Annotated in this window: 27 protein-coding genes; all 27 read left to right on the top strand. The window is 45.4% G+C overall.

Annotation, left to right across the window (positions count from 1 at the left end; translation table 11 throughout):
• Positions 1 to 12 precede the first annotated feature (12 nt).
• Positions 13 to 477: a hypothetical protein gene (locus DR864_RS00430; protein ID WP_114065065.1), complete on the top strand. Its 465-nt coding sequence runs from the start codon at positions 13 to 15 to the stop codon at positions 475 to 477.
• Positions 477 to 1,655, top strand: a complete 1,179-nt coding sequence (locus tag DR864_RS00425) for a PD-(D/E)XK nuclease-like domain-containing protein (RefSeq protein ID WP_114065064.1) — start codon at positions 477 to 479, stop codon at positions 1,653 to 1,655. Before DR864_RS00430 ends, DR864_RS00425 begins: the two co-directional genes overlap by 1 nt.
• An 8-nt stretch (positions 1,656 to 1,663) precedes the next feature.
• Complete coding sequence (locus DR864_RS00420; protein ID WP_114065063.1) at positions 1,664 to 2,611, top strand: hypothetical protein; 948 nt, start codon at positions 1,664 to 1,666, stop codon at positions 2,609 to 2,611.
• Position 2,612: 1 nt separating this feature from the next.
• Positions 2,613 to 2,927, top strand: coding sequence for a hypothetical protein (locus DR864_RS00415; protein WP_114065062.1), 315 nt, complete (start codon positions 2,613 to 2,615; stop codon positions 2,925 to 2,927).
• Positions 2,924 to 3,295, top strand: coding sequence for a RusA family crossover junction endodeoxyribonuclease (locus DR864_RS00410; RefSeq protein ID WP_114065061.1), 372 nt, complete (start codon positions 2,924 to 2,926; stop codon positions 3,293 to 3,295). The genes DR864_RS00415 and DR864_RS00410 overlap by 4 nt, the downstream gene beginning before the upstream one ends.
• 25 nt (positions 3,296 to 3,320) lie before the next feature.
• Positions 3,321 to 3,896, top strand: coding sequence for a hypothetical protein (locus tag DR864_RS00405; RefSeq protein ID WP_114065060.1), 576 nt, complete (start codon positions 3,321 to 3,323; stop codon positions 3,894 to 3,896).
• Between the two features lie 209 nt (positions 3,897 to 4,105).
• On the top strand, positions 4,106 to 5,014 hold the full coding sequence (locus DR864_RS00400; protein ID WP_162793483.1) for an LvrA C-terminal domain-related protein: 909 nt from the start codon (positions 4,106 to 4,108) through the stop codon (positions 5,012 to 5,014).
• Positions 4,899 to 5,828 carry a P-loop NTPase family protein gene (locus DR864_RS00395; protein ID WP_162793482.1) on the top strand — a complete coding sequence of 310 codons (930 nt, stop codon included), beginning with the start codon at positions 4,899 to 4,901 and terminating at the stop codon, positions 5,826 to 5,828. Before DR864_RS00400 ends, DR864_RS00395 begins: the two co-directional genes overlap by 116 nt.
• A gap of 40 nt (positions 5,829 to 5,868) precedes the next feature.
• Complete coding sequence (locus tag DR864_RS00390) at positions 5,869 to 6,813, top strand: radical SAM protein (RefSeq protein WP_114065057.1); 945 nt, start codon at positions 5,869 to 5,871, stop codon at positions 6,811 to 6,813.
• A 104-nt stretch (positions 6,814 to 6,917) separates the two neighbouring features.
• Positions 6,918 to 7,403, top strand: a complete 486-nt coding sequence (locus DR864_RS00385; protein WP_114065056.1) for a terminase — start codon at positions 6,918 to 6,920, stop codon at positions 7,401 to 7,403.
• On the top strand, positions 7,387 to 8,577 hold the full coding sequence (locus tag DR864_RS00380; protein WP_114065055.1) for a PBSX family phage terminase large subunit: 1,191 nt from the start codon (positions 7,387 to 7,389) through the stop codon (positions 8,575 to 8,577). The genes DR864_RS00385 and DR864_RS00380 overlap by 17 nt, the downstream gene beginning before the upstream one ends.
• 205 nt (positions 8,578 to 8,782) lie before the next feature.
• Positions 8,783 to 9,421: a hypothetical protein gene (locus tag DR864_RS00375; protein ID WP_114065054.1), complete on the top strand. Its 639-nt coding sequence runs from the start codon at positions 8,783 to 8,785 to the stop codon at positions 9,419 to 9,421.
• The gene (locus tag DR864_RS00370) at positions 9,421 to 9,633 is read left to right on the top strand and encodes a hypothetical protein (protein ID WP_114065053.1); all 213 of its coding nucleotides are present in this window, start codon (positions 9,421 to 9,423) and stop codon (positions 9,631 to 9,633) included. Before DR864_RS00375 ends, DR864_RS00370 begins: the two co-directional genes overlap by 1 nt.
• Complete coding sequence (locus DR864_RS00365) at positions 9,569 to 11,284, top strand: hypothetical protein (RefSeq protein WP_162793481.1); 1,716 nt, start codon at positions 9,569 to 9,571, stop codon at positions 11,282 to 11,284. Before DR864_RS00370 ends, DR864_RS00365 begins: the two co-directional genes overlap by 65 nt.
• Positions 11,277 to 11,585 (top strand): hypothetical protein, encoded by a 309-nt coding sequence (locus DR864_RS00360; protein WP_114065051.1) that lies wholly within the window; start codon positions 11,277 to 11,279, stop codon positions 11,583 to 11,585. The genes DR864_RS00365 and DR864_RS00360 overlap by 8 nt, the downstream gene beginning before the upstream one ends.
• A gap of 28 nt (positions 11,586 to 11,613) precedes the next feature.
• Positions 11,614 to 12,477 carry a hypothetical protein gene (locus DR864_RS00355; protein ID WP_114065050.1) on the top strand — a complete coding sequence of 288 codons (864 nt, stop codon included), beginning with the start codon at positions 11,614 to 11,616 and terminating at the stop codon, positions 12,475 to 12,477.
• Between the two features lie 96 nt (positions 12,478 to 12,573).
• Positions 12,574 to 13,620 carry a hypothetical protein gene (locus DR864_RS00350; protein WP_114065049.1) on the top strand — a complete coding sequence of 349 codons (1,047 nt, stop codon included), beginning with the start codon at positions 12,574 to 12,576 and terminating at the stop codon, positions 13,618 to 13,620.
• 94 nt (positions 13,621 to 13,714) lie between these two features.
• Entirely contained in the window at positions 13,715 to 14,995 is a 1,281-nt protein-coding gene (locus tag DR864_RS00345) for a hypothetical protein (RefSeq protein WP_114065048.1), read from the top strand.
• An 11-nt stretch (positions 14,996 to 15,006) separates the two neighbouring features.
• Positions 15,007 to 15,462: a hypothetical protein gene (locus tag DR864_RS00340; RefSeq protein ID WP_114065047.1), complete on the top strand. Its 456-nt coding sequence runs from the start codon at positions 15,007 to 15,009 to the stop codon at positions 15,460 to 15,462.
• A complete protein-coding gene (locus tag DR864_RS00335; RefSeq protein ID WP_114065096.1) occupies positions 15,440 to 16,024 on the top strand; it encodes a hypothetical protein in 585 nt (194 codons plus the stop codon). The genes DR864_RS00340 and DR864_RS00335 overlap by 23 nt, the downstream gene beginning before the upstream one ends.
• Positions 16,012 to 16,296, top strand: a complete 285-nt coding sequence (locus DR864_RS00330; protein ID WP_114065044.1) for a hypothetical protein — start codon at positions 16,012 to 16,014, stop codon at positions 16,294 to 16,296. Before DR864_RS00335 ends, DR864_RS00330 begins: the two co-directional genes overlap by 13 nt.
• Positions 16,283 to 16,852 (top strand): hypothetical protein, encoded by a 570-nt coding sequence (locus DR864_RS00325; protein ID WP_114065095.1) that lies wholly within the window; start codon positions 16,283 to 16,285, stop codon positions 16,850 to 16,852. Before DR864_RS00330 ends, DR864_RS00325 begins: the two co-directional genes overlap by 14 nt.
• Complete coding sequence (locus DR864_RS29710) at positions 16,756 to 17,067, top strand: hypothetical protein (protein WP_162793488.1); 312 nt, start codon at positions 16,756 to 16,758, stop codon at positions 17,065 to 17,067. The genes DR864_RS00325 and DR864_RS29710 overlap by 97 nt, the downstream gene beginning before the upstream one ends.
• A complete protein-coding gene (locus tag DR864_RS00320; protein ID WP_114065042.1) occupies positions 17,048 to 17,842 on the top strand; it encodes a hypothetical protein in 795 nt (264 codons plus the stop codon). Before DR864_RS29710 ends, DR864_RS00320 begins: the two co-directional genes overlap by 20 nt.
• Positions 17,843 to 17,891: 49 nt before the next feature.
• Complete coding sequence (locus DR864_RS00315; RefSeq protein ID WP_114065041.1) at positions 17,892 to 18,545, top strand: hypothetical protein; 654 nt, start codon at positions 17,892 to 17,894, stop codon at positions 18,543 to 18,545.
• 115 nt (positions 18,546 to 18,660) lie between these two features.
• Positions 18,661 to 18,996 carry a hypothetical protein gene (locus tag DR864_RS00310; protein WP_162793478.1) on the top strand — a complete coding sequence of 112 codons (336 nt, stop codon included), beginning with the start codon at positions 18,661 to 18,663 and terminating at the stop codon, positions 18,994 to 18,996.
• Positions 18,997 to 19,026: 30 nt separating this feature from the next.
• The gene (locus DR864_RS00305; RefSeq protein ID WP_114065039.1) at positions 19,027 to 19,221 is read left to right on the top strand and encodes a hypothetical protein; all 195 of its coding nucleotides are present in this window, start codon (positions 19,027 to 19,029) and stop codon (positions 19,219 to 19,221) included.
• The last annotated feature ends 39 nt before the right edge of the window (positions 19,222 to 19,260 follow it).

Raw genomic sequence — 19,260 nt, 5'->3', positions numbered from 1 at the left:
ACACACAGTACCATGCAATCGACCGAAATTGTAACCGCCGAAACTTTGGAATTCACCGACTTGGAAGTTTCCAAGCCCGCCGCCCTAAATGTGCCTACCGTGGATTTGACCGAAATGACAGAAATGCCCGATTTGGATGCGGGTAATGTCATGCTGCTTGACCTTTCGTCTGAATATTGGTCGCCATTGAATGCAGGAGAAGCAAAACGACTGCTGTTTGTTAAAATTGACAATACACAGGTGCAGGATATTAACGACCCTAATCTGATTCTACACCTGCCCTGCGCCTTTTTTCTGGAAAAAGACAAATCGGGCATTAAGCAAATCCGTAACGGGTCAAAACGCCTAGTAGCTGCTCTGGAAAATGTACCGGCTGGAATGCCGCTTCTGATTACCTACAAAGGTAAAATCCAGAACAAGAACAATGCATTCAAGTCCGACAACTGGTCCGTTAAACCTATCATCATCAAAATCTAATGAGCGCTGAATTCAACGATATTTTAGCGGCCATGGAATCAGCCACAATCGGAGAGCGGGAAATCAACCCGCTCTCTTATGACCCCGCTGATTATGCCACGATTCAAGATGTGGTAAGCCACCTTTTGAACCGAAAAAAGACCATTGAGGTCAAAGAGCTTCTACCCCAACTTTCTCTGAATGGTACGGTGATTCAGGACCCGATGGAAAGTTACCTCAAACGCCCCGCCAACAGTGCCAGCGCCTTGAAGCAAATCTTAAAGACACCATTGCATTATTGGTGTTATCTGCACGAGAAAATTCCAATCCAGTCTAAAAAAGCCTTCGAATTCGGGACTTTTTGCCACATGGCATTTTTGGAGCCCGAGTTGTTTGATGCGCTGATTGTAGAGCCAAATTATAGCCTATCTTCTACGGAAGGGGTTAAAAAATCGGTGGAGTTTTGGGAGAAAACCCTTAGAGGGGTAATGAAGAAATCGGGTAAACGCCATTTGCTTTCCAATGCCCGTGCTGCCGTCAAACGTGCGGGGCTTAGTCTTGCCAAAATTGACGGAATGCGCCGCTACCGTGAGGAGCTTTCAAATCGTGCGGGCAAAATCTGTGTGGGCGAAGTGGACAAAAAGAAAATAGAGCTTGTACGCAGGCATTATTTCACTTACGGCGGCGGTATTCTACCTGCTTTGATGAAAGGTTCAGCCAACGAGGTAAGTTTCTACGGTAACGACCCTGTAACAGGTTTGCCCGTTAAAATTCGCCCCGATGGTCTGCAATTGGAGGAAAACATTGGATGTAACGCCATCATTTCCTTTAAGACTACCAGCGCCGAAGATGTGGACAAATTCGCCTACGATGCCGCAAAATTTCAATACCAAATGGCCGAAGGGATGTACTTGGAAGTGGCTTCACAGGTGACGGGCAGGAAGTTCAATGCCGTGATTTGCGTGATGCTCCAGACCGTAGAACCATTTTTGCCAGCGGTGTTTATGTACCATCCCGAAGACCTTCAAAACGGGAGGTACCGTTACCGCTGCGCCATGGCCGACGCCCAAAAATGCTTGGAGGCTAAATCTTTCCCAGGCTTCGACGCAAAGGCAGAATTTGGCGACATGGGCATTATTCAACTGGCCCTACCCGAATGGTCAAAACGTGAAATCAAACCGATGGACATTGAAAACTAGCAACACAAATGGAATTTCAAGAAGCAAAAGCGGCACTTCTGCTGTCCGCAAAACAGGCCGACGCCTGCGCAGAACAGTATAAAAGAGCCGCAAAGACAGAAACGCACACTGAATTATTGACGGTGGTAAAAGAAAATATCGCGTGGTTAATTAGAAACAATGCCACCGATGCCGAAAGATTGGAACTATGGTTTGGCGAAACGATTTTGGCCGAAAATAATATTTTCATTCGCGGAGAAAGGCAACTAGGTTTCTCAGAAAACGCCTTCCTTGTGCTGTTGGGCAGTTCTCAGGCCACGGTCAAAACGTGTAACAGTTCTCAGGCCACGGTCAAAACGTGTGACAGTTCTCAGGCCACGGTTGAAACGTGGGGCAGTTCTCAGGCCACGGTTGAAACGTGTAACAGTTCTCAGGCCACGGTCAAAACGTGTGACAGTTCTCAGGCCACGGTCAAAACGTGTAACAGTTCTCAGGCCACGGTCAAAACGTGTGACAGTTCTCAGGCCACGGTCAAAACGTGTGACAGTTCTCAGGCCACGGTCAAAACGTGTGACAGTTCTCAGGCCACGGTCAAAACGTGTGACAGTTCTCAGGCCACGGTTGAAACGTGGGGCAGTTCTCAGGCCACGGTCAAAACGTGTGACAGTTCTCAGGCCACGGTTGAAACGTGGGGCAGTTCTCAGGCCACGGTCAAAACGTGTAACAGTTCTCAGGCCACGGTCAAAACGTGTGACAGTTCTCAGGCCACGGTTGAAACGTGGGGCAGTTCTCAGGCCACGGTCAAAACGTGTGACAGTTCTCAGGCCACGGTCAAAACGTGTGACAGTTCTCAGGCCACGGTTGAAACGTGGGGTGGAAAGCTAATTACTAACTGCGAGGGTGGGTTGATTCAAAATCGAACTACGCGAAAGATTGAGATCAAGAAATCTAATTACGAACTGTTAATTATTGAATGATATGAACGCTTTTTTAATTGCCAATAAAAACTTTGAGGTGCAGTATTTGCTAGGCAACGCCAGTGTTACACAGCAACTCACATTTTTAAGTTATTCGCCAAGTGGCAGCTTTGCCACGTTTGCGCATCCCGCGCCGCACACCGTTTCCATGGTTGCCACCGCCCGTCCACAAGTCAACGCTGATGGCACGCGCCCCATGGAACTTGACCCAAAATTGGGCATGGTGCCTAAGATGTGGTTTACCTACAAGCCCAAGGAGGTGAAAACGCTGAGTATTCCTTGCAAGAATATTCAAAAAGCCGTCATGCTCGCATGAAAACCATCGTAACAATTCCAGAGAAAGTCCCAAGCAACAACGGCAAAAGAGGATTATTGAGAATGCATTGGTCAAGGCGAGGGGATTTGAAAAAAAAATGGACGAGGCTTTTTTTGACTCAACCCCATAATATTCACACAGGACGCGTAAAAATCCATTTTACGCATTATCACCGAGGGATGGCCATTCAGGATGCCGAAAACCTTTCCAGCACTTCTAAAATCCCGTTGGACGCCCTAGTGGCCGCTGGCATTATCACAGACGACAAAATGAAGGTCATTGGTACGCCTACCTTTTCGCAGGTCAGAGTTAAGGAGAATCATCAAGTACAGACCATCATTGAAATTGAAGATTTAGAGTCAGAATAGTCACATTTTAAACAACCAAAAACACATGTCAAACCAAACACCGCAGACCGTCCCTTTTGTGTTTCCCGAAAAAACAGAGCGCGTGCAGTATAAGCACATCTTTACCGAGAAGGAACTACTTGAACTGGGCGAACAGCTCAACAAGCAGCTGAGAGAGAAAAACCAGATGGAGCTTGATAAAAAAAGCGCCGTATCTACTTGGAAAAGCCGTATTGAGGCCAAGGATGCCGAAATAAACATTACTGGCAACTTCCCGAATGACCGCTACAAATTTGAGCCCGTTGAGGCTAAAAAGATGATTGACGCAAGTACACTCTGTTGGAATTATTTCCATCCTGAAAATTGGGAATTGATTGAAACGGTTAAGCTCACCACTAAAGAAGTCCGTGAGTACTTTCCCAAGCGCAAAAATCTCATTAACAAAACTTTCGAGTGGTATAATCCATACACCGACCTTATGGTTGACTCCCGCCCCATGTCTACGGAAGAACTTCAGTTAACCATTGACGAAGAACTATCGGCAGCCGAGAAAGATAAAGAAGATCAAGACGACTCTCCTTTTGGACCACTCGACGAAACACCCAAGAATAAGAAGAAATAGGTCAATGCCACACGCTTAACTACCCTGCTAAACCCGCCCCTGATACGAAGTCAGGGGCACAATTTTAAAACTATGAGTCTTCATTCTTCGGATAGCTCATTAAGGCCATGCAACCAAGTTACATTAATTGCCTAACCACGAAAATGAATATCAGCCAAAGGCTTGCGATACGTAAAAAACTGAATGTTTCAGCCTCCGAGTTTGAACTGATGGAGTTGATTCATGTCAGCTTAACCCCTTTGTCTCTTTCTCAGCTGGCCGAAGCACTTGGATTGTCTAAAAAGGGAATTGACAAAGCCTCCAACCGGCTTGTTGAGCAGGGCCATTTGGTAAAATCGGGAGGTAAACTGTCCGTCTCTAAAAGTACAATCGTAGAACTAAGTACTACGAAATCTGAAAACGTAGAACTAAGTACTACGCCAAACAATGAATCCGTAGAACTAAGTACTACGATTGAAAAGATTTTAGAACAAAGTTCTACGGAAAATGGGGAGCAAAGCGAGAATCGTAGAACTAAGTACTACGACGTAGAACAAAGTGCTACGATAACCGACGATGAGCCTCACGCATACACACACGGGGGGAGTAGTAATAATATTAATATTTATTTTGAGACTCTCAAAGAAGAAAAAATAAAAGAAAAAATTAACCCCCTACCCCCTGATAAAAAAGAAAACCAAAAAGAAGAAATGGTTTTGAGGGCCAAAAGACGGGCGGAGCTACATCGGCTGCTGGTTCGTCGGGGGAAACGGCTCAAATGTTTGCCGAAACGAAAAAAGCCCATCAACATCCCATTCGACGATTGGTGGAATGCTTACCAGAAAAAAGTTGACCGAAGTGTGAAGCTTGAAAAGAAATGGGAAAGGCTGACGGACGAAGAAAGAGCAAAAGCCATGCAACATACCGCCGCCTACGTGCTGGCCACCCCAGACAAGAAGTACCGAAAAAACCCCGAAACGTATCTCAACAACAAATCATTCAACAACGAAATCATTCAGGAAAATGGCAAATCCAACATCATTCGACCAAGTGGCTACGGCGTTGCTCCCATCAGCCAACCAACCAGACCCAGTCCACCCACTGTCAAGCCTGGTCAAATGGGCCCTATCGAACTATGACCAGATTACAGAGCTCGGAATTACCAACAAAGAGCTTATCAACGCCATGGGGAAGGTTGTTGACGCACGTTTGACGGAGCGAAAGAAAGAGCAGTACATGTCCGCCATTTCCGCCCCATCCTCAAAAATCACTCTTTCGGCCCGCCAGCTCAAAGACCTTGCCACCAAAGTAGGTAATGAACTATCGGCGGTCGAGCGCTGGTCAAAACCTTTCAGTCCAGACACAAACGCCAGTACGTTCAATCTGCTTTGCCTGTACTTTTCTGGAGATTCCAGAATGCTGCAATCTGGTATTCATCCCGACAAAGGGTTGTGCCTTCGAGGTCCAGTGGGTTGCGGCAAAAGCGTTCCGATGCGTATTCTTTCCTATTCACCCAATTTTGCTTTAGAAGGGCAATGCATCAATCCCGTTGCCAATTTTCAGTTTATTTCGACCGAGCAGATCCGCACGCTTTGCGACAATGGCACCTCGCCCAATATCTACGCAAATCTTCGTCAGGCGTCGGCCAATTTTAAACACCTTACCTCACAAAATTACATTGGATGGTGTATTGACGACGTAGGTAGTGAAGACATGGGCAAGTACAAAAAATCGTACATCGCCAATATTTTAGACGAAATCGAGCGGTCGCAAAAGGGGAATTATCATTACTTCCACATCACCACCAACCTTGACGACGAAAAGTTTGCCGCTGCTTACGGCGACCGCCTTTTGTCCCGGTTGTACCAAATGTTCAACGTCATTGACTTCCCTTCTGATGCCCCTGATTTGCGCCGAGCTTCGGTCAATTTAGGTGGAGAAATACAACTTTAAACCAATCAATTTTCAGCAATCCAATTTAATCTCTAGCAAAATGTTCACAGAAATCAAAAACATTCAGAGTTCAGACGAAAACGTAATGAAGTTCGTCTTTGAAAAAGATAATGCGGTCGCCGAGGCCGTTTTGTACAAATATCCGACCTACGAAGATAGAACGGTGATTTGTTGCTCTACCCAGTCAGGCTGTCCTGTTGGTTGCCGTTTTTGCGGGGCAGGTGATTATTTTGTTCGCTCCCTAAAAGCCGAGGAAATTGTGTTTCAAGTTGACCACTGCCTACAAAGCCAAAACATTGACGCTTCCAAAATTCAGAAGTTTCAAATAATGGTAATGTCAATGGGTGAGCCGCTTCTTAATTTCAAGGAACTGGAAAAAGCTTTTGAAATCTTGTACTCAAAATACCCACAGGCAAAACTGCTTATATCTTCAATTGGGCCTCAAATAAACTATGAACCAGTTATACAAATGGCCCAAAGAATCCCTACCGTTGGCTTGCAGTTCTCTGTTCACGAAAGCACCGACGAAAGCAGAGACAAGCTTATTCCCTTCAAAGGAAAGTTAAAATTGACTACTATTTCCCAGATTGGTGAGGCATTTTTGATTCTTACAGGACGCAAGCCATTTTTCAATTATTGCGCCCACGAACATAACAGTTCGCAACAGGACGCCGACAACATAGCAGCATTATTCAACCCTGATGTGTTTGAGGCTACAATTTCAGTCGTTTGCGAGCGTGACGAAAGCATTGCGGCGGCAAATGTTAGACAGCGTGAACTAGCTTCAAGTTTCATGCAAAAATTGGCGGCTCATGGATTTTCAACCAGAATGTTTGACCCAGCAGGACAAGACGATATTGGTGGCGGTTGTGGCCAATTGTGGTTTGTTCAAAACTGGATGCAAAACAACCAGCACCTAGCAAAAAAATCTGTTGGATTTGGAATGGAAGTCATTCACGCGCCAAAGGAAGCGGAGCTTGTTTAAAATTGGGCGGGGTTCGCGTTGGTATCTAAAAACAATCACCCCGCCCCTTTTTTATTACCACTCTGCTATTTGCAATAATTACATCAATTGTTGTATTTTTGGGCATGGCAGGCCGACCCACGAAATACAATGAAAAATTTGCTGATTTAGCGTACAGCTTTTGCCTGTTAGGGGCGGACGATGCTTTTTTGGCGCTTGAGTTCGGAGTTGACGAGGCCACGATTAACCGGTGGAAAATCAAATACCCCGAATTTTGCGAGTCCCTAAAAAAGGGAAAGGCTATTGCTGACGCCAAAATTGTCCAATCTCTTTACAAACGTGCCAAGGGCTTTGATTTCACGGAAAGGCATTACGAGCTAAAAAAGGTAAAGGCGGGACAGGGAGAAGTTGAGAAAGAGGAAATGGTTTGCGTTAAAAAAGTGGTCAAGTACATAGCCCCCGACCCTGTTTCTATCATCTACTGGCTTAACAATCGTCAGCCTAAGTACTGGAAAAATAAGCAGCCTGATTTAAAGCCCGACACCCCCGACAAACCCAAACCGCCTTGGCTCACTTCTGATAACTTAGACGACGATGGACCTGACGAGTAAATACGTGGGGAAATCATCGAAGTTCAACCCCAATCTTCGCTTTTTAGAAAAGGAAATTAAAAACTACCGTGTTCTGGCGCTTCAAGGAGGAACCCGTTCTGGGAAAACTTATGGCGCGATTCATTTTATTATTCGCTCCATTGAACGTTACAGTGGTCAAACCATTTCGATGGCACGCGAAACATTCCCTGCACTGCGCGGGTCGGTGATGAAGGACTTTTTCACTGAAATGAAAGAGATTGACCTTTATACCGCCAAAGACCACAATAAAACCTATAACGAATATCACTACAAAGGGAACGACGTCGAATTCTTCAGCATCGACGACGAGCAGAAAGTACGGGGACGTAAGCGCGATTTGGTATTCATCAACGAGGCTAACGAGATTTCATTAGAGGTATGGCGACAGCTTATCTTACGTACCACCTCAAAAATCATCATTGACTATAACCCGTCAATGCCTGATTCGTACATCTACGATGAGGTGTTACCACGCAACGACTGCGCTCACATCGTCACCACCTACAAAGACAACCCACACCTACCCCACGCTCAAGTAGCTGAAATCGAACTATTGCGCGATACCGACCCCGATTATTTTAGTGTGTTTGGTTTGGGACAGCGCGGTACTAACCGCATCCGTATTTACGTCCATTACAAAGTGATGGATACGGGGTGGCCTGCGTGGTTCGATGAAGAATCCTACGGGTTGGACTTTGGCTTTAACTCTCCTTCCTGTCTGATGCACTGCGGGGTTCGTGATAATGGCAATTTCTGGAAAGAAGAACTTTATGAGCCGGGGCTTAATACGCCCCAGCTTATTGACCGTCTGGGTAACATCATCCAAAACCGCAACATTCCTATTTACTGCGACAGCGCAGCGCCTGAGAAAATCAACGACTTGAACAATGCGGGTTTTAACGCCATGGCCGCTGATAAGTCGGTCAAGGACGGGATTGACTTTGTACAGTCGCGGCCGCTGTTTATTCACGCCGATTCGGTCAACACCCTAAAGGAGATTAAAAAGTACCAATGGAAGGTCGTAAAGCTTACGGGTTTGAAACTGGATGAGCCTGTAAAATTCGACGATCACGCCATGGACGGAGGGCGATATGGCAGCTACTCACATTACAGATTGCAAGGCTTTACCGTTCGGTCAAGTTCAAATAGGTAGCCTTCGCAAAAAAAACTTTTGCTTTTTTGTTAAAATACATCAATTGTTGTAATATTGCAACGGTCGCTTGCTGGTGTAAGCAGTATGGGTTGTGTTACTGACGACACTTCCAATACTGCAATCTTTCCCCAAGCATGGCCAATCCTTCGCTAGTGACGACCAATCCTTTTGTAAGTGCAAATCTCCACTTTAAAAAACTTATACAATGTCGTCACTCATTTATAACTGTAGCCCAACCATTGCCACGGTTGCCTCTTTAACTCAAAACATTTGTAAGCATCCCGGCAAAGAAGTAAAGCTGGCATTTATGCAGATTTTGGGTACTGCCGATTTTACCACCTCCGCCACGGCCGAAACCGACATTGCTTTGCAATCCGTTTGGACTGCCCGTCTGGCTTTGACCACTACCTCTCGCATTGTCATTACACCAGAACTTGAAAACTTCGCCATCCCCGCAACAGAAGCTCGTGTGGTTGACACTCAATCTGCGCGTCGTATGGGGCGTTTGGCTAATGGCGCGCCCGTGTCTGTTCCTTTTCGTTTAGACAGTATTACCGCTGCTGACATTGCTGAAATCCGCAAAATGTTTGCGCTTTCCAACCGCTTTGGGCAGCCGACCAAGTTGGCTTTCATGCCCATGTATGAAAACAACATGGTTCGGGCCAAAAAGAGCTCTACAAACTATTTTGGGATTCCTATCTATTCTGCGCAAATCTCTGACCCTATCAAATCAATTGAAGATGATTGGGATTATGCAACTGGCTCTTTTATGCTTCCTTACGGATGGTCAGTCGGCACCGAACTTGTGGATATTGCTTTCTCACCGTTTGATTTGCTTCAATAATGATTAAGGTGAAACTCGTGTCGGTGGAGGGCATACCGCTCGAAACCGACTACCAACACGCTTTGAAGATTTTTGAGATTCAGAATAATTCAAACAGCAAATGTTGGGAACTAAGCAAAGAGGATAAAAACTACGAATTCAACGAAAGTGGCATACTCACAAGACGCGATACGGGAAAGAATAAAGCAGCCAAAGAATCAAGCGATTCTTAAAGTTGCCGCTGCTGACAATGCCTGGTGTAGATTCCACGCCCGTAACGCTACGCGTATCGGTGATTTGGGTTCTCACTTCTTTCGGTTTCGTGACAAGGTGCATTCCATTATCACGGTTCCTAAAAAACAGGATACTTTTTGGAAGGTCTTTGACATACCGTTGGTTTCGACCAACATCATACAAGACGCGGCTGATGAACTCAACCGCGTCTTTACGGCTAATGATCGCTACGAAGAATTTCAGTTTGCTACTCCCGAACTGGCCCAAGACTTTCGGGAATTTTTACACAAAAGCAAATTGGGCAGTATCGACTCTGACCGCGTATTCAACCTTGCGTTAGAGCAGCCGACCACTTTTGCAGTACTGGATTTGCCAGCCGAACAAACAACGCTTTTCCCAGAGCCGTTCGTGACATTTGTGGAGGCCGACCAAGTGCACGATGCCCAGAAAGACACCACTGGAAACGTCGACCTGATTATTTACAAAACCGATTCGGGTTTCGTGGCCATTGACGACGCTTTTTATCGCATTTTCGATAAAGACACTTTTGAATTCAAATCCGAAGTGCCGCACTTTCTAGGGTTTTGCCCTGCCTGTTTGATTTGGAATGATGTACTTTCCGATTCAAATGGGCTTCGCACATTGGGGCCCGTCATTCCGCTGGTTTCACGTCTTGACCGCTACGCCATGCAGCGGGCTTTCGAGCACGATGTTGACCTGTACGCCGCTTTTCCTTCCATGCAGGTGCCCGAGGAATCTTGCAATTATGTATCAAGCGAAGGTCACCGCTGTAATGGCGGTTTTTTCCGTATTGGCACAAGCAATGAGTATAAACCCTGTCCAGAATGCGAATCCAAAAAACACCGTGGACCTGGCACAACCTACTTTATCAAGCCTGCCATGATGAAAGAAGGTATTACGAAGGTGGCCTCTTTTATCGAAGCGTCAACCGCTCCTTTGGAATATTATACCAAGAAGAATGACGAGTTAGAAAAGCGCTTGTATGAAATGTTGACTGGCAAGAAAAAGCAGGATACCCGCAAAGATGCCGTCAACGAAGACCAGATACGCGACGAGTTTGAGGCCCGCAAATCCAAGTTGAATTATTGGGCCGAAAATATGCAGGCAGTGAGAACCTTTATCATTTCCACAGCGGCCAAACTTCGTTATGGGAATGCATTTGTTAGCTATGTTTTCAAAAATGGCAACCAGTACCATTTGGAAACGTTGACGGATATGCTGGATGAATTTGACCGCATGAAAGCAACTGGCTTGCCGGTGTACCTACTAGATGAGCAGCTGAAGAAAATTGAAGCCCTCATTGTTCGCAACAACGACACACAGGAAAAGCGTCTGGCCATCATGCGATTGTTGGAGCCTTACCGCAATTTGTCGCTATCGCTGCTCGACCCCACGTCTGTTGAATACAAAATCAAGGCCGATTTGCCTCAGCTCATTGAGCAATTCGAGCTAGATAACAATACCACCATTGAGGAGTTTGGTGCCAAAGCAACCCTCTCAAAAAAGCTTTCTTCAATTCAAACACAATTAATTCGCTATGCAAACCAACGCAGCGGCCTCAACGCCTCCCCCAACGGAGACGGCCAAAACAAACCCATCGGATCCCAAGCCGTTAGACAAGTTGCCTGAAACGCCCGTGGTTGACCTGACCAACGCAGCGGCCTCAACGCCTCCCCCAACGGAGACGGTACCAGAAGATAAAACCTTTGAGCACTCAATGGACAAATCTGAAAGTGTGACCGTGAAGGGTAAAGACCTTGCAAATGTGTACGTCATTGAGAAGTACCTGAAAACAGGTCAAACTACCCGTGTTGCTGAAAAAATGACTGGGGCTGTGGTAGTTGTACATGCCGATGAATTTGAGTCTTACATGGCTTCATTGAAAAAGCTTGGCAATATCGAAACCAAGGTTTTGCACAAGCCTGAATAATTTTTACCCATTTTAACACCCAAGCAAAATGACCTTAGCAGAATTACTCACACTACTTGCGGCCAACCCCGATTTAGCCAATCAGCTTTTTGACGCCCGAGTGGCTGAAATCCAAACGCATCTAACCAGCAAAGGGTTTGTCATTAAGCCACAGGCTGATTTTGACAAAGCCATTGCCGATGCCAAAAAAGAAGGAGATGGCGAAGCTACCAAACGAAATCACACCGATTGGAGCAAAGCCCTTTCTGATGTTCTTGGAGTTCAAAAGCCCGATGGCATAAAAGAACTTGACTTTTTTCCCGAAGAAATAAAAAAACGTATCACCATGCCGACCGACCAAAATCAAACCGACAAAGACCTTAATGATTCGCGCATCAAGGCTTTGGAGGACAAAAACAAAGAGTTACTTGATTCTATCGCTAATAAGGAAAAGGCCCTTTTTGAGCGCACAAAAAAGGCCACGATAGACGCTCATATCAATTCTTTGAACATTGCTGTTCCCGCCCATTTGAAGACCAACGAAGAAATTGAAGCCTACCGACAGGCGCAAAGAAATCTAGTTCGGGCTTCTCTTTTGGGTATGAAAGCCGAAGAAACCTCAGACGGTTCGTTGGCTTTTTACGGGGAAGATGGCAAAGCGCTGGCCGATGCCGCTGGCAAACCGCTCGGTGTAGATGCAATCACCAAGCAGTTTTACGGGCCGCTTTTGGCTCCCAATTCTCACCAACAGGGCGGAACAGGTAGTAATCCTACTGGCGGTTCTGGTGGAAAGTACGGCGTGCCGTTTGCTGAATTCCAGAAGGCATTAGCTGAACAAGGAATAGCGCAGGGCAGCGAAGAATTTAACAAAGAATTTGCTGAATACGAGAAAGTGAACCCCACTTTAGCGTAATCAAAACAGTGCATCAAAGGCCAGTCAGGCGACCAACCGACCAACCACAAGCGACGGAAACGAAATCAATTTTCTAACCGTCAACTTTTTAGTACAATGGCTCTTTTAGATGCAACCATATTTCAAAAGGGTACCTCCATTGCTACGGATACATTCAAACAGGATGAACTCCGTAAGCCAGAAATGGGAATCGTACAAGGATTCATGGAGGGTACCAACCGCGTAGTTCGCGCAAGCGAGCTCGTGAAAATGCGTGACCCGAAACGCCCCGTTGAAGTCGCTGTTTTAAAGCGCTTTGACCCCGAAATCGGCACAGTACGTGCGCTGGATGTTACGCCTACTCAGTCGCAATCGGCGGTTGTGGGTTTAAACTGGTTTACGCGTACATTTTCGATTGTGTCAGTAGGTGCTTATAACGCATCCAACTGGTTTGATGCCGCTCAGCAATTGGCTTTTGATTTGGAAAACAACCTGCGTGCCGTGTACGGTACCGACAGCGACAGTCTTTCGGCGTATTTGGTTGCATTTTTGGAGGCGTCAATCAACCAGGCGTTGCCAGCAACATCTATTTTGGGTTTGACCATCAATGGCTCAACCAATAAAGTAACCGCTGCCATCAACGATTTTTATATCAAGATGCCCGCTTATTTGCGTGAGATGCAATTGACTGGTCCTTACCATGATTTTGCAAACGTTGGAGCGTACGCTCAAGAGTTGTACCGCAAAACCATGGGCCAATATCAGGGACAAAACCTTTCAATGCTCGGTGCGGGCTTTGACATATCCTTTGATACAGGTATTGCTCCTTCTGGTTCAGATGTAGAACTTCACTACTTAGCTCCGAAAGGAACACTGGGGCTTTTGAACTACGTCGAACACGATGCCCGTTCGAAGTCTGGTGGCGTAACTGGTGAGGGTTCTTACGAAGAGGGTCGCTTCATGTTTACGTGGGTGGACCCATTCGGTATGAAATGGGGCGTACTGTTTACGGGCAAATACAAAGACCTCTCAGGCACCTATGGTGCAGGCTTTGAGCGTGTGTATGTCCGTCAATGGGATTTTGCTGCCGACTTTGCCGCCGTTAAAGCGTACAGCTCAACAACCAACCGTTCGGTGGTTGTGAAGGCCTCGGCAACGGCGTAAGTTTTTTGATTTGCCATTTGTAGAACGAACAGTTAGTTCACATTCCCCCGTCCGCGTTGTGGCGGGGGAATTTTGTTAAAACCCAATCAATTCAATGATTAGAATCAAAGACATTCAATCCGAAATGGTGGGCCTGGTAGGGTTCCGACCTTCGTTTGATGATAACGACGCTGCGCTTACGGCCGACCTGTTGACAAGTACGAGCGGGTTGTATATCGACGGAATGCACCCACTTTTGACGCTTCGCAACATTGAGGCTGTCATGGAGGCAAACCCATTTACTAAAACGCCAGAATACAGCGATGCAGCCACCTACAAAAAAGGTCAAGTTGTTGCCAAAGTGTACAAGTATTACAAGTCACTTCAAGATGCCAATATTGGCAAATCCGTAGAGGAGGAAGATTCGGAGTGGTGGGAGCCAACCAGCCTTTTAGCTGAATTCCTGCGCCGAAAGTATGCCGATTCCGTATCAAGCGTGTTCAATACGCTATTGACCAACAAGAAGAATGCTGGTGCATACAAATCACTGCTTACCGAAAAGCAGCTTTTTTACGGAGAAGGCGCCACGACAATTGCGAAACAGGGCCGATTTGTAGGGTTTCAAATCAAAGGTACTTATGAAGATGTATTGATGATTCTACAAAAGGTTGGGGTTCAACTGTCGGCCAGCCAGTCCCTAACGCTTTATCTCTACCATAGTTCACAAAATGCCGCTTTGGGTACTGTTACGGCCGCCTATTCCAACACTAAGCGCTTTCAATACTTTGATTTTAAGATTGAGGCCAAAAACCCAAATCTGGTATTTTCACCAGATGCTTATTATACAATTGGGTATTATGAATCCGACTTGGTTGGGACTGCATACAGCGCCATTTGGGACTTTCTGGGTAGCGACTGCGCGGGCTGTGGCCACCCGAACGCCACCAATCGCTCATTCTGGTCGCCTTACATTTCGGTGCGCCCAATTGCCGTGACGGTTGGACTATTGGAGGAAGACAAAACTCAGACATGGATGGAAGCCGATATGGAGTTTTGTAACTACACCAATTGGGGCTTAAACTTGATTTTTGGTATTCATTGTGACGTTACCGATTTGGCAATTCGGCAAAAGGGAAACTTTGCTTCGGCCATCGCTGAAACGTTGAAGGTGAATCTATTGCAAGAAATCATGTTCACGCTTCGCAACAATACCACCGCGGGGGATGCGTCCAATCTCGCCTTTACTGAGCTTTCGTCGGAGTCCAATAAATACGGGAACCCGCACAAGCAACTAGAAAAGGTTGTGGATGCCCTGAGCTTTGATTTTTCTGGACTTTCGGGTGTTTGTTTGCCGTGTAATGATGCTGGGTATGCGGTCAGAACCGGAGCCATCTAAATCTATGCAAAATGGTAGCAAAAGCGTTTATCGGACTTCTGGACGGACTAACCTCCCTCGACATTGCGGCCATGGTCAAAGCCTCGGTCGAAGCCCACAAAGCAGAAATCGAAGACCTCAACACCGACCAACTCAATGCCGGGCTAAGCGCGAACGGTCAGCGCATTACGCCGCCGTACGTGCCGTTCACCGTAGCCGTCAAGCAGGCTAAGAATCAACCATCCGACCGCGTTACACTAAAAGACGAAGGGGATTTTCACAGAAGTATTTTTGTGAAAACCCATCAAAACGCCTTTGAAATGGATGCCACCGACCCCAAAACGCCCGCACTGGTTGGTAAATACGGAGAGGAGATTCTAGGGCTTACCGATAGAAATATTAATGAAGCCTCGGAAATTATCGAAGAAACGTTGGTAAAACAATTTGAGCAAAAAATTGACACTTATGCACCCAAAGAGCCCCGTTAGCATCACCCAAATTCCCAATGCCGTAGGAATTGACGGTGTGATTCAGAAAATCACCGACCTGTTGGGTGATGTGGTTTGGATTGAGCATGTCTATGGACGTGCCTGGTCACAAGTTACTGGCCTTGGTGACAAACCCAGAACGCTTCCATTTGCCTATACTGGTGAAGGGGAATATTTTGGTGTTTTGGAAAATGACTTTGTAGTCTCACAGGCATTTATCAAAATCGAAGGCCCTGAAAAGTATCCCGAGGGCGATGTTGGGCGTCGCAATGCTCGTACGGAGGCAAATCGGCCATTGTCCATAATTGTATGGGCCAATCTGGGCGCTCTCAATTTTATGTATAAGTCGGACTACCCATACACAGAGAATCTAAAGGCCGATCTGATGGAAAAGCTACGTCGCCTTTCTTGCCTAAAGTCCTTTGACGAATACACCGATGAGCCAATGGAAGTATTTCGCGGCTATGATGTTTCAAAGGTCGACGTGCGCTATCTGAAATACCCTTATGCCGCCATGAAATTAACTTTTACCGCCAAATATTACTCTCCATGCTCAACTTAGCCACACTCGTTTTTGTCGTTGCCCTGTTTTGTACGGGTGTACTGTTTTTGGCTTACAAATGGAAGGTGATTGCCAAGCTGGAAGGTTATCTCAAAAAGCCAGCCTGTTATTTCTGCCTTTCGTTTTGGCTTAGCCTGATTTGTCTTTGGTACGAAACCAAACCCTCACTAAGTTTTAGCTACGCCTTTTCGCTTGCCGCTGCGGGGCTTATCTGCGCCGTGATTGTTTCTTATATTCTACCCCGAATCATTCTGACAAATGAAAAAAATTAAGCTCAACACCCTGACGCTGGACCTGTGGGATTCTATGTCAATGCCCGCCGTGGCCGATAACTGGTTTAATTATTACCTTATCAATCAATCAGGGACTGGCTCAACCATTGAAGATGTGCGACGCCACTACTCAGGAGCTATTCTTCGTTTGCGGTCGGACGATTTGGCGGGAGCTGTTATTGAGTTAGAAAATGCCGACTACACGCTTCAGAACATGGCCATGAATTTCAATCCATTGCATTGTGCGTGGGCCTGCCTGATTGCCACCATTGACAGTGAGCCGTTGAAAAGTTACGACCATGATTATCTGATGGAAATTGTGGAACGATGTTCGGCTGACGGGCTGACGGCCGCTATTCTGAACGAAAGTTTAGAAGACGTAAAAAAAAACTCGAATCAGAGCTCAAGCACTTCTTTCCTGAGCACGGAAAGCGAATGGATAGACAATCCGTCTCCCGAATGGAACGAAGACGTAAATACGTTGTTGCGGCGGGTGAATGTGTCATTGACCCCGAAAACCAAAAAGCGCAGGCCGAAAAAAGGGCGGCGTTCATAAGTCTTCTACGTGCCGACAAACCTCCAATCTTCACGCCAGAGCACCCTAAAAACGTATTGGTGCAACACTTGAAAGCCTTTCAAAATACCCTGACCATATTGGAAGAAAATGGCTGCAAAAATGCCCGAGAGCTTACCGCCTTTGAACTGTTGACCAAGATGGAATTCTATCAAAACAGAAACGAAAAAACGCCCGATGAAACTCAACCGACATAATTTCTTACGCTGGTTTAATGCCGATGCGGAGCCATTGGTACCCATCCCCCACCCTTTACAAGACGATGAGGCCGATAATCCTATGCCTATTTTGGTGACGGGGGAAACATCGTATTTCTACATCAATACACCCAACTTTGTGGCCATTGGCGGTGCGAGTCCTGTGGATGTAAAACTGTACACGTTGGCGGGTGTTTTTGTAACCAATGTCGGTACAGCAAGTGTGCTCACCATTCAGGATGGAATAAAGTTTCATAACTACGGTAGTTTTATTGGCCCATCGGTTGCGGATGGTTGTTATCAACTGCGCATCGGCAGTTACTACTCCAATACTGTACAGGTGATCAGTGACGCCGATTATTTGAGGCTTAATACGGTGGTAGTGAAGTTTCGAAATGACCTAAAAAGTCATTTATTCGGCGTTTATTACGCTTTTTTGCCGAGTTTTTATCAGCAGTTTCGTTTACCCATTTTGGACAATGCTGAAGAAACTGTTTTTGACGGGGAAGTATACAGGGCTGAAACCACTGGTAAAGAACGAGCCTACTCCATTAACTCCAAAAAGACGCGAACATTGACCTTTGCACCGGCTGACAAAGACACCAATGAGGCCATTGAAGCCCTCAAACAGCACAGTAAAATCTATATCAATGGCATTGAGCATGTACCCAATTTGGCCGCTATTGGTAGGCTGGAATACGACCCGACACTTTCGCTGAATATCAACCGAATTGGGCTCGTTGATAATTCTGAAGCTGAGCTGAATTATTGCTAATTTTTTGGTATTTTTGTTAAAATAAATAAAGCACTTAAACACAAATACGATGGGCCTCAAAAACGTAGACAAAGCAAATTATTTGACACATTTTAGGCTGGATAGTGTCGAACCTGATTTATATACCTTTGGTAGCAAAGAAAGGCTTCTTACGATTTTTTTGCAAATCACAAAAGGACTAGAGGGGAGGGTGTTTTTAATTGCAATTAAAACAATGAGGATGAATGAAATTTTTATTTCCGAAAATGCTTTTTTTATTGGCGGAATAATTGATAAGTCCAGTGGTTTTTGTTGCGGGTCAAAAACAGCTTTAGATATTCATGTTCACGAATATAGATCTTATGAAGATGCGTATAAAGTTGCTCTTTCAATGAAAGAAGATTCGCCCCTTTGTTATGACTCTGAAAACGTAAGAGTATTGACACAAAAAAAAATTGCCAATAGCGAAAGATTAATTGAAGAACTTTCTTCAATATCAAAGATATCGGAAAATGCAGATATTATAAAAAGCAAAAGCAGAGAGCTAATTGAGTCTATAAGAGTACTATTTAACAACGATAGTGACGCGTTGAAATGGCTGGGCGAACTTGCAGAAAAAGACGAAAATATGCAATCTTTTGATATGCCGGACGAAATTCGATATGACTCAATAGTGGACGATTGGCTCGATACCTTTAACCAAAAACACCCAATGGATAATTGACAAATTATCCATAAATTTACGACTTAGTTTGAGGTCAATGAAATTGATTAGGGCGGTCGCTTGCTGGATGACCGCCCTAACTTTTTACCATGACTTAAGCTTAAAAAATACAATTATGCTTTTAGCTTTATTCGTCACCGTACTGCTGATTTATTCGCTCAATTTCATGCGACCGGATGACCGCATCACCCGTAAGGAATACGACGAGGCCCTTCGTCATTTGAAGACAAAAACTGAGTTGGTTTATAAGGATGAGTTGAAAATCGTCTCCAAAGACAATCGACATGTGGCTTTGTTTGAGTCAGAGCGTCGCGATCTTATTTTAAAAGCAGAGAGGGAGATTGCGATAAACCGAAAGGAGTGGATTGATGAGTTAAATCGACTGCACGATTCCGGATACCTTTCCGATAAAGAGTTTGACAATGAAGTAAATAAATGGTTGGATGCGTAACCGAAAACACACAATTAAATTTTACAGCAAATGAGCAGTGATCTTGAGAAAAAAAGGCAGGAACTTATCAGTTCAATTGAAAAGACAATTGTATTGGCTAGCGAAGGTCAAATTGATATATTAAAATTCCAATTGAGATCGGGCGCAATAACCGAGGAAGAATATCAAAAACAGGTAGATTTCTACTTGGATGAAATAAATAAAACCAAAAATTCGGGCGACTGAACATCCGATGCGGTTTATACCAATGGGATTCACTTTAAA

This window comes from Runella rosea, from assembly GCF_003325355.1.
GTDB lineage: Bacteria > Bacteroidota > Bacteroidia > Cytophagales > Spirosomataceae > Runella > Runella rosea.
Note: the sequence above shows the minus strand (reverse complement) of the source record. Positions and strands in the feature narration are given on the sequence as shown.

Excerpts from the sequence above, each read along its gene's own strand:
- DR864_RS00430 (WP_114065065.1), top strand. The coding sequence starts at position 13 with ATGCAATCGACCGAAATTGTAACCGCCGAAACTTTGGAATTCACCGAC.
- DR864_RS00425 (WP_114065064.1), top strand. The coding sequence starts at position 477 with ATGAGCGCTGAATTCAACGATATTTTAGCGGCCATGGAATCAGCCACA.
- DR864_RS00420 (WP_114065063.1), top strand. The coding sequence starts at position 1,664 with ATGGAATTTCAAGAAGCAAAAGCGGCACTTCTGCTGTCCGCAAAACAG.
- DR864_RS00415 (WP_114065062.1), top strand. The coding sequence starts at position 2,613 with ATGAACGCTTTTTTAATTGCCAATAAAAACTTTGAGGTGCAGTATTTG.
- DR864_RS00410 (WP_114065061.1), top strand. The coding sequence starts at position 2,924 with ATGAAAACCATCGTAACAATTCCAGAGAAAGTCCCAAGCAACAACGGC.
- DR864_RS00405 (WP_114065060.1), top strand. The coding sequence starts at position 3,321 with ATGTCAAACCAAACACCGCAGACCGTCCCTTTTGTGTTTCCCGAAAAA.
- DR864_RS00400 (WP_162793483.1), top strand. The coding sequence starts at position 4,106 with ATGGAGTTGATTCATGTCAGCTTAACCCCTTTGTCTCTTTCTCAGCTG.
- DR864_RS00395 (WP_162793482.1), top strand. The coding sequence starts at position 4,899 with ATGGCAAATCCAACATCATTCGACCAAGTGGCTACGGCGTTGCTCCCA.
- DR864_RS00390 (WP_114065057.1), top strand. The coding sequence starts at position 5,869 with ATGTTCACAGAAATCAAAAACATTCAGAGTTCAGACGAAAACGTAATG.
- DR864_RS00385 (WP_114065056.1), top strand. The coding sequence starts at position 6,918 with ATGGCAGGCCGACCCACGAAATACAATGAAAAATTTGCTGATTTAGCG.
- DR864_RS00380 (WP_114065055.1), top strand. The coding sequence starts at position 7,387 with ATGGACCTGACGAGTAAATACGTGGGGAAATCATCGAAGTTCAACCCC.
- DR864_RS00375 (WP_114065054.1), top strand. The coding sequence starts at position 8,783 with ATGTCGTCACTCATTTATAACTGTAGCCCAACCATTGCCACGGTTGCC.
- DR864_RS00370 (WP_114065053.1), top strand. The coding sequence starts at position 9,421 with ATGATTAAGGTGAAACTCGTGTCGGTGGAGGGCATACCGCTCGAAACC.
- DR864_RS00355 (WP_114065050.1), top strand. The coding sequence starts at position 11,614 with ATGACCTTAGCAGAATTACTCACACTACTTGCGGCCAACCCCGATTTA.
- DR864_RS00350 (WP_114065049.1), top strand. The coding sequence starts at position 12,574 with ATGGCTCTTTTAGATGCAACCATATTTCAAAAGGGTACCTCCATTGCT.
- DR864_RS00345 (WP_114065048.1), top strand. The coding sequence starts at position 13,715 with ATGATTAGAATCAAAGACATTCAATCCGAAATGGTGGGCCTGGTAGGG.
- DR864_RS00340 (WP_114065047.1), top strand. The coding sequence starts at position 15,007 with ATGGTAGCAAAAGCGTTTATCGGACTTCTGGACGGACTAACCTCCCTC.
- DR864_RS00335 (WP_114065096.1), top strand. The coding sequence starts at position 15,440 with ATGCACCCAAAGAGCCCCGTTAGCATCACCCAAATTCCCAATGCCGTA.
- DR864_RS00330 (WP_114065044.1), top strand. The coding sequence starts at position 16,012 with ATGCTCAACTTAGCCACACTCGTTTTTGTCGTTGCCCTGTTTTGTACG.
- DR864_RS00325 (WP_114065095.1), top strand. The coding sequence starts at position 16,283 with ATGAAAAAAATTAAGCTCAACACCCTGACGCTGGACCTGTGGGATTCT.
- DR864_RS29710 (WP_162793488.1), top strand. The coding sequence starts at position 16,756 with ATGGAACGAAGACGTAAATACGTTGTTGCGGCGGGTGAATGTGTCATT.
- DR864_RS00320 (WP_114065042.1), top strand. The coding sequence starts at position 17,048 with ATGAAACTCAACCGACATAATTTCTTACGCTGGTTTAATGCCGATGCG.
- DR864_RS00315 (WP_114065041.1), top strand. The coding sequence starts at position 17,892 with ATGGGCCTCAAAAACGTAGACAAAGCAAATTATTTGACACATTTTAGG.
- DR864_RS00310 (WP_162793478.1), top strand. The coding sequence starts at position 18,661 with ATGCTTTTAGCTTTATTCGTCACCGTACTGCTGATTTATTCGCTCAAT.
- DR864_RS00305 (WP_114065039.1), top strand. The coding sequence starts at position 19,027 with ATGAGCAGTGATCTTGAGAAAAAAAGGCAGGAACTTATCAGTTCAATT.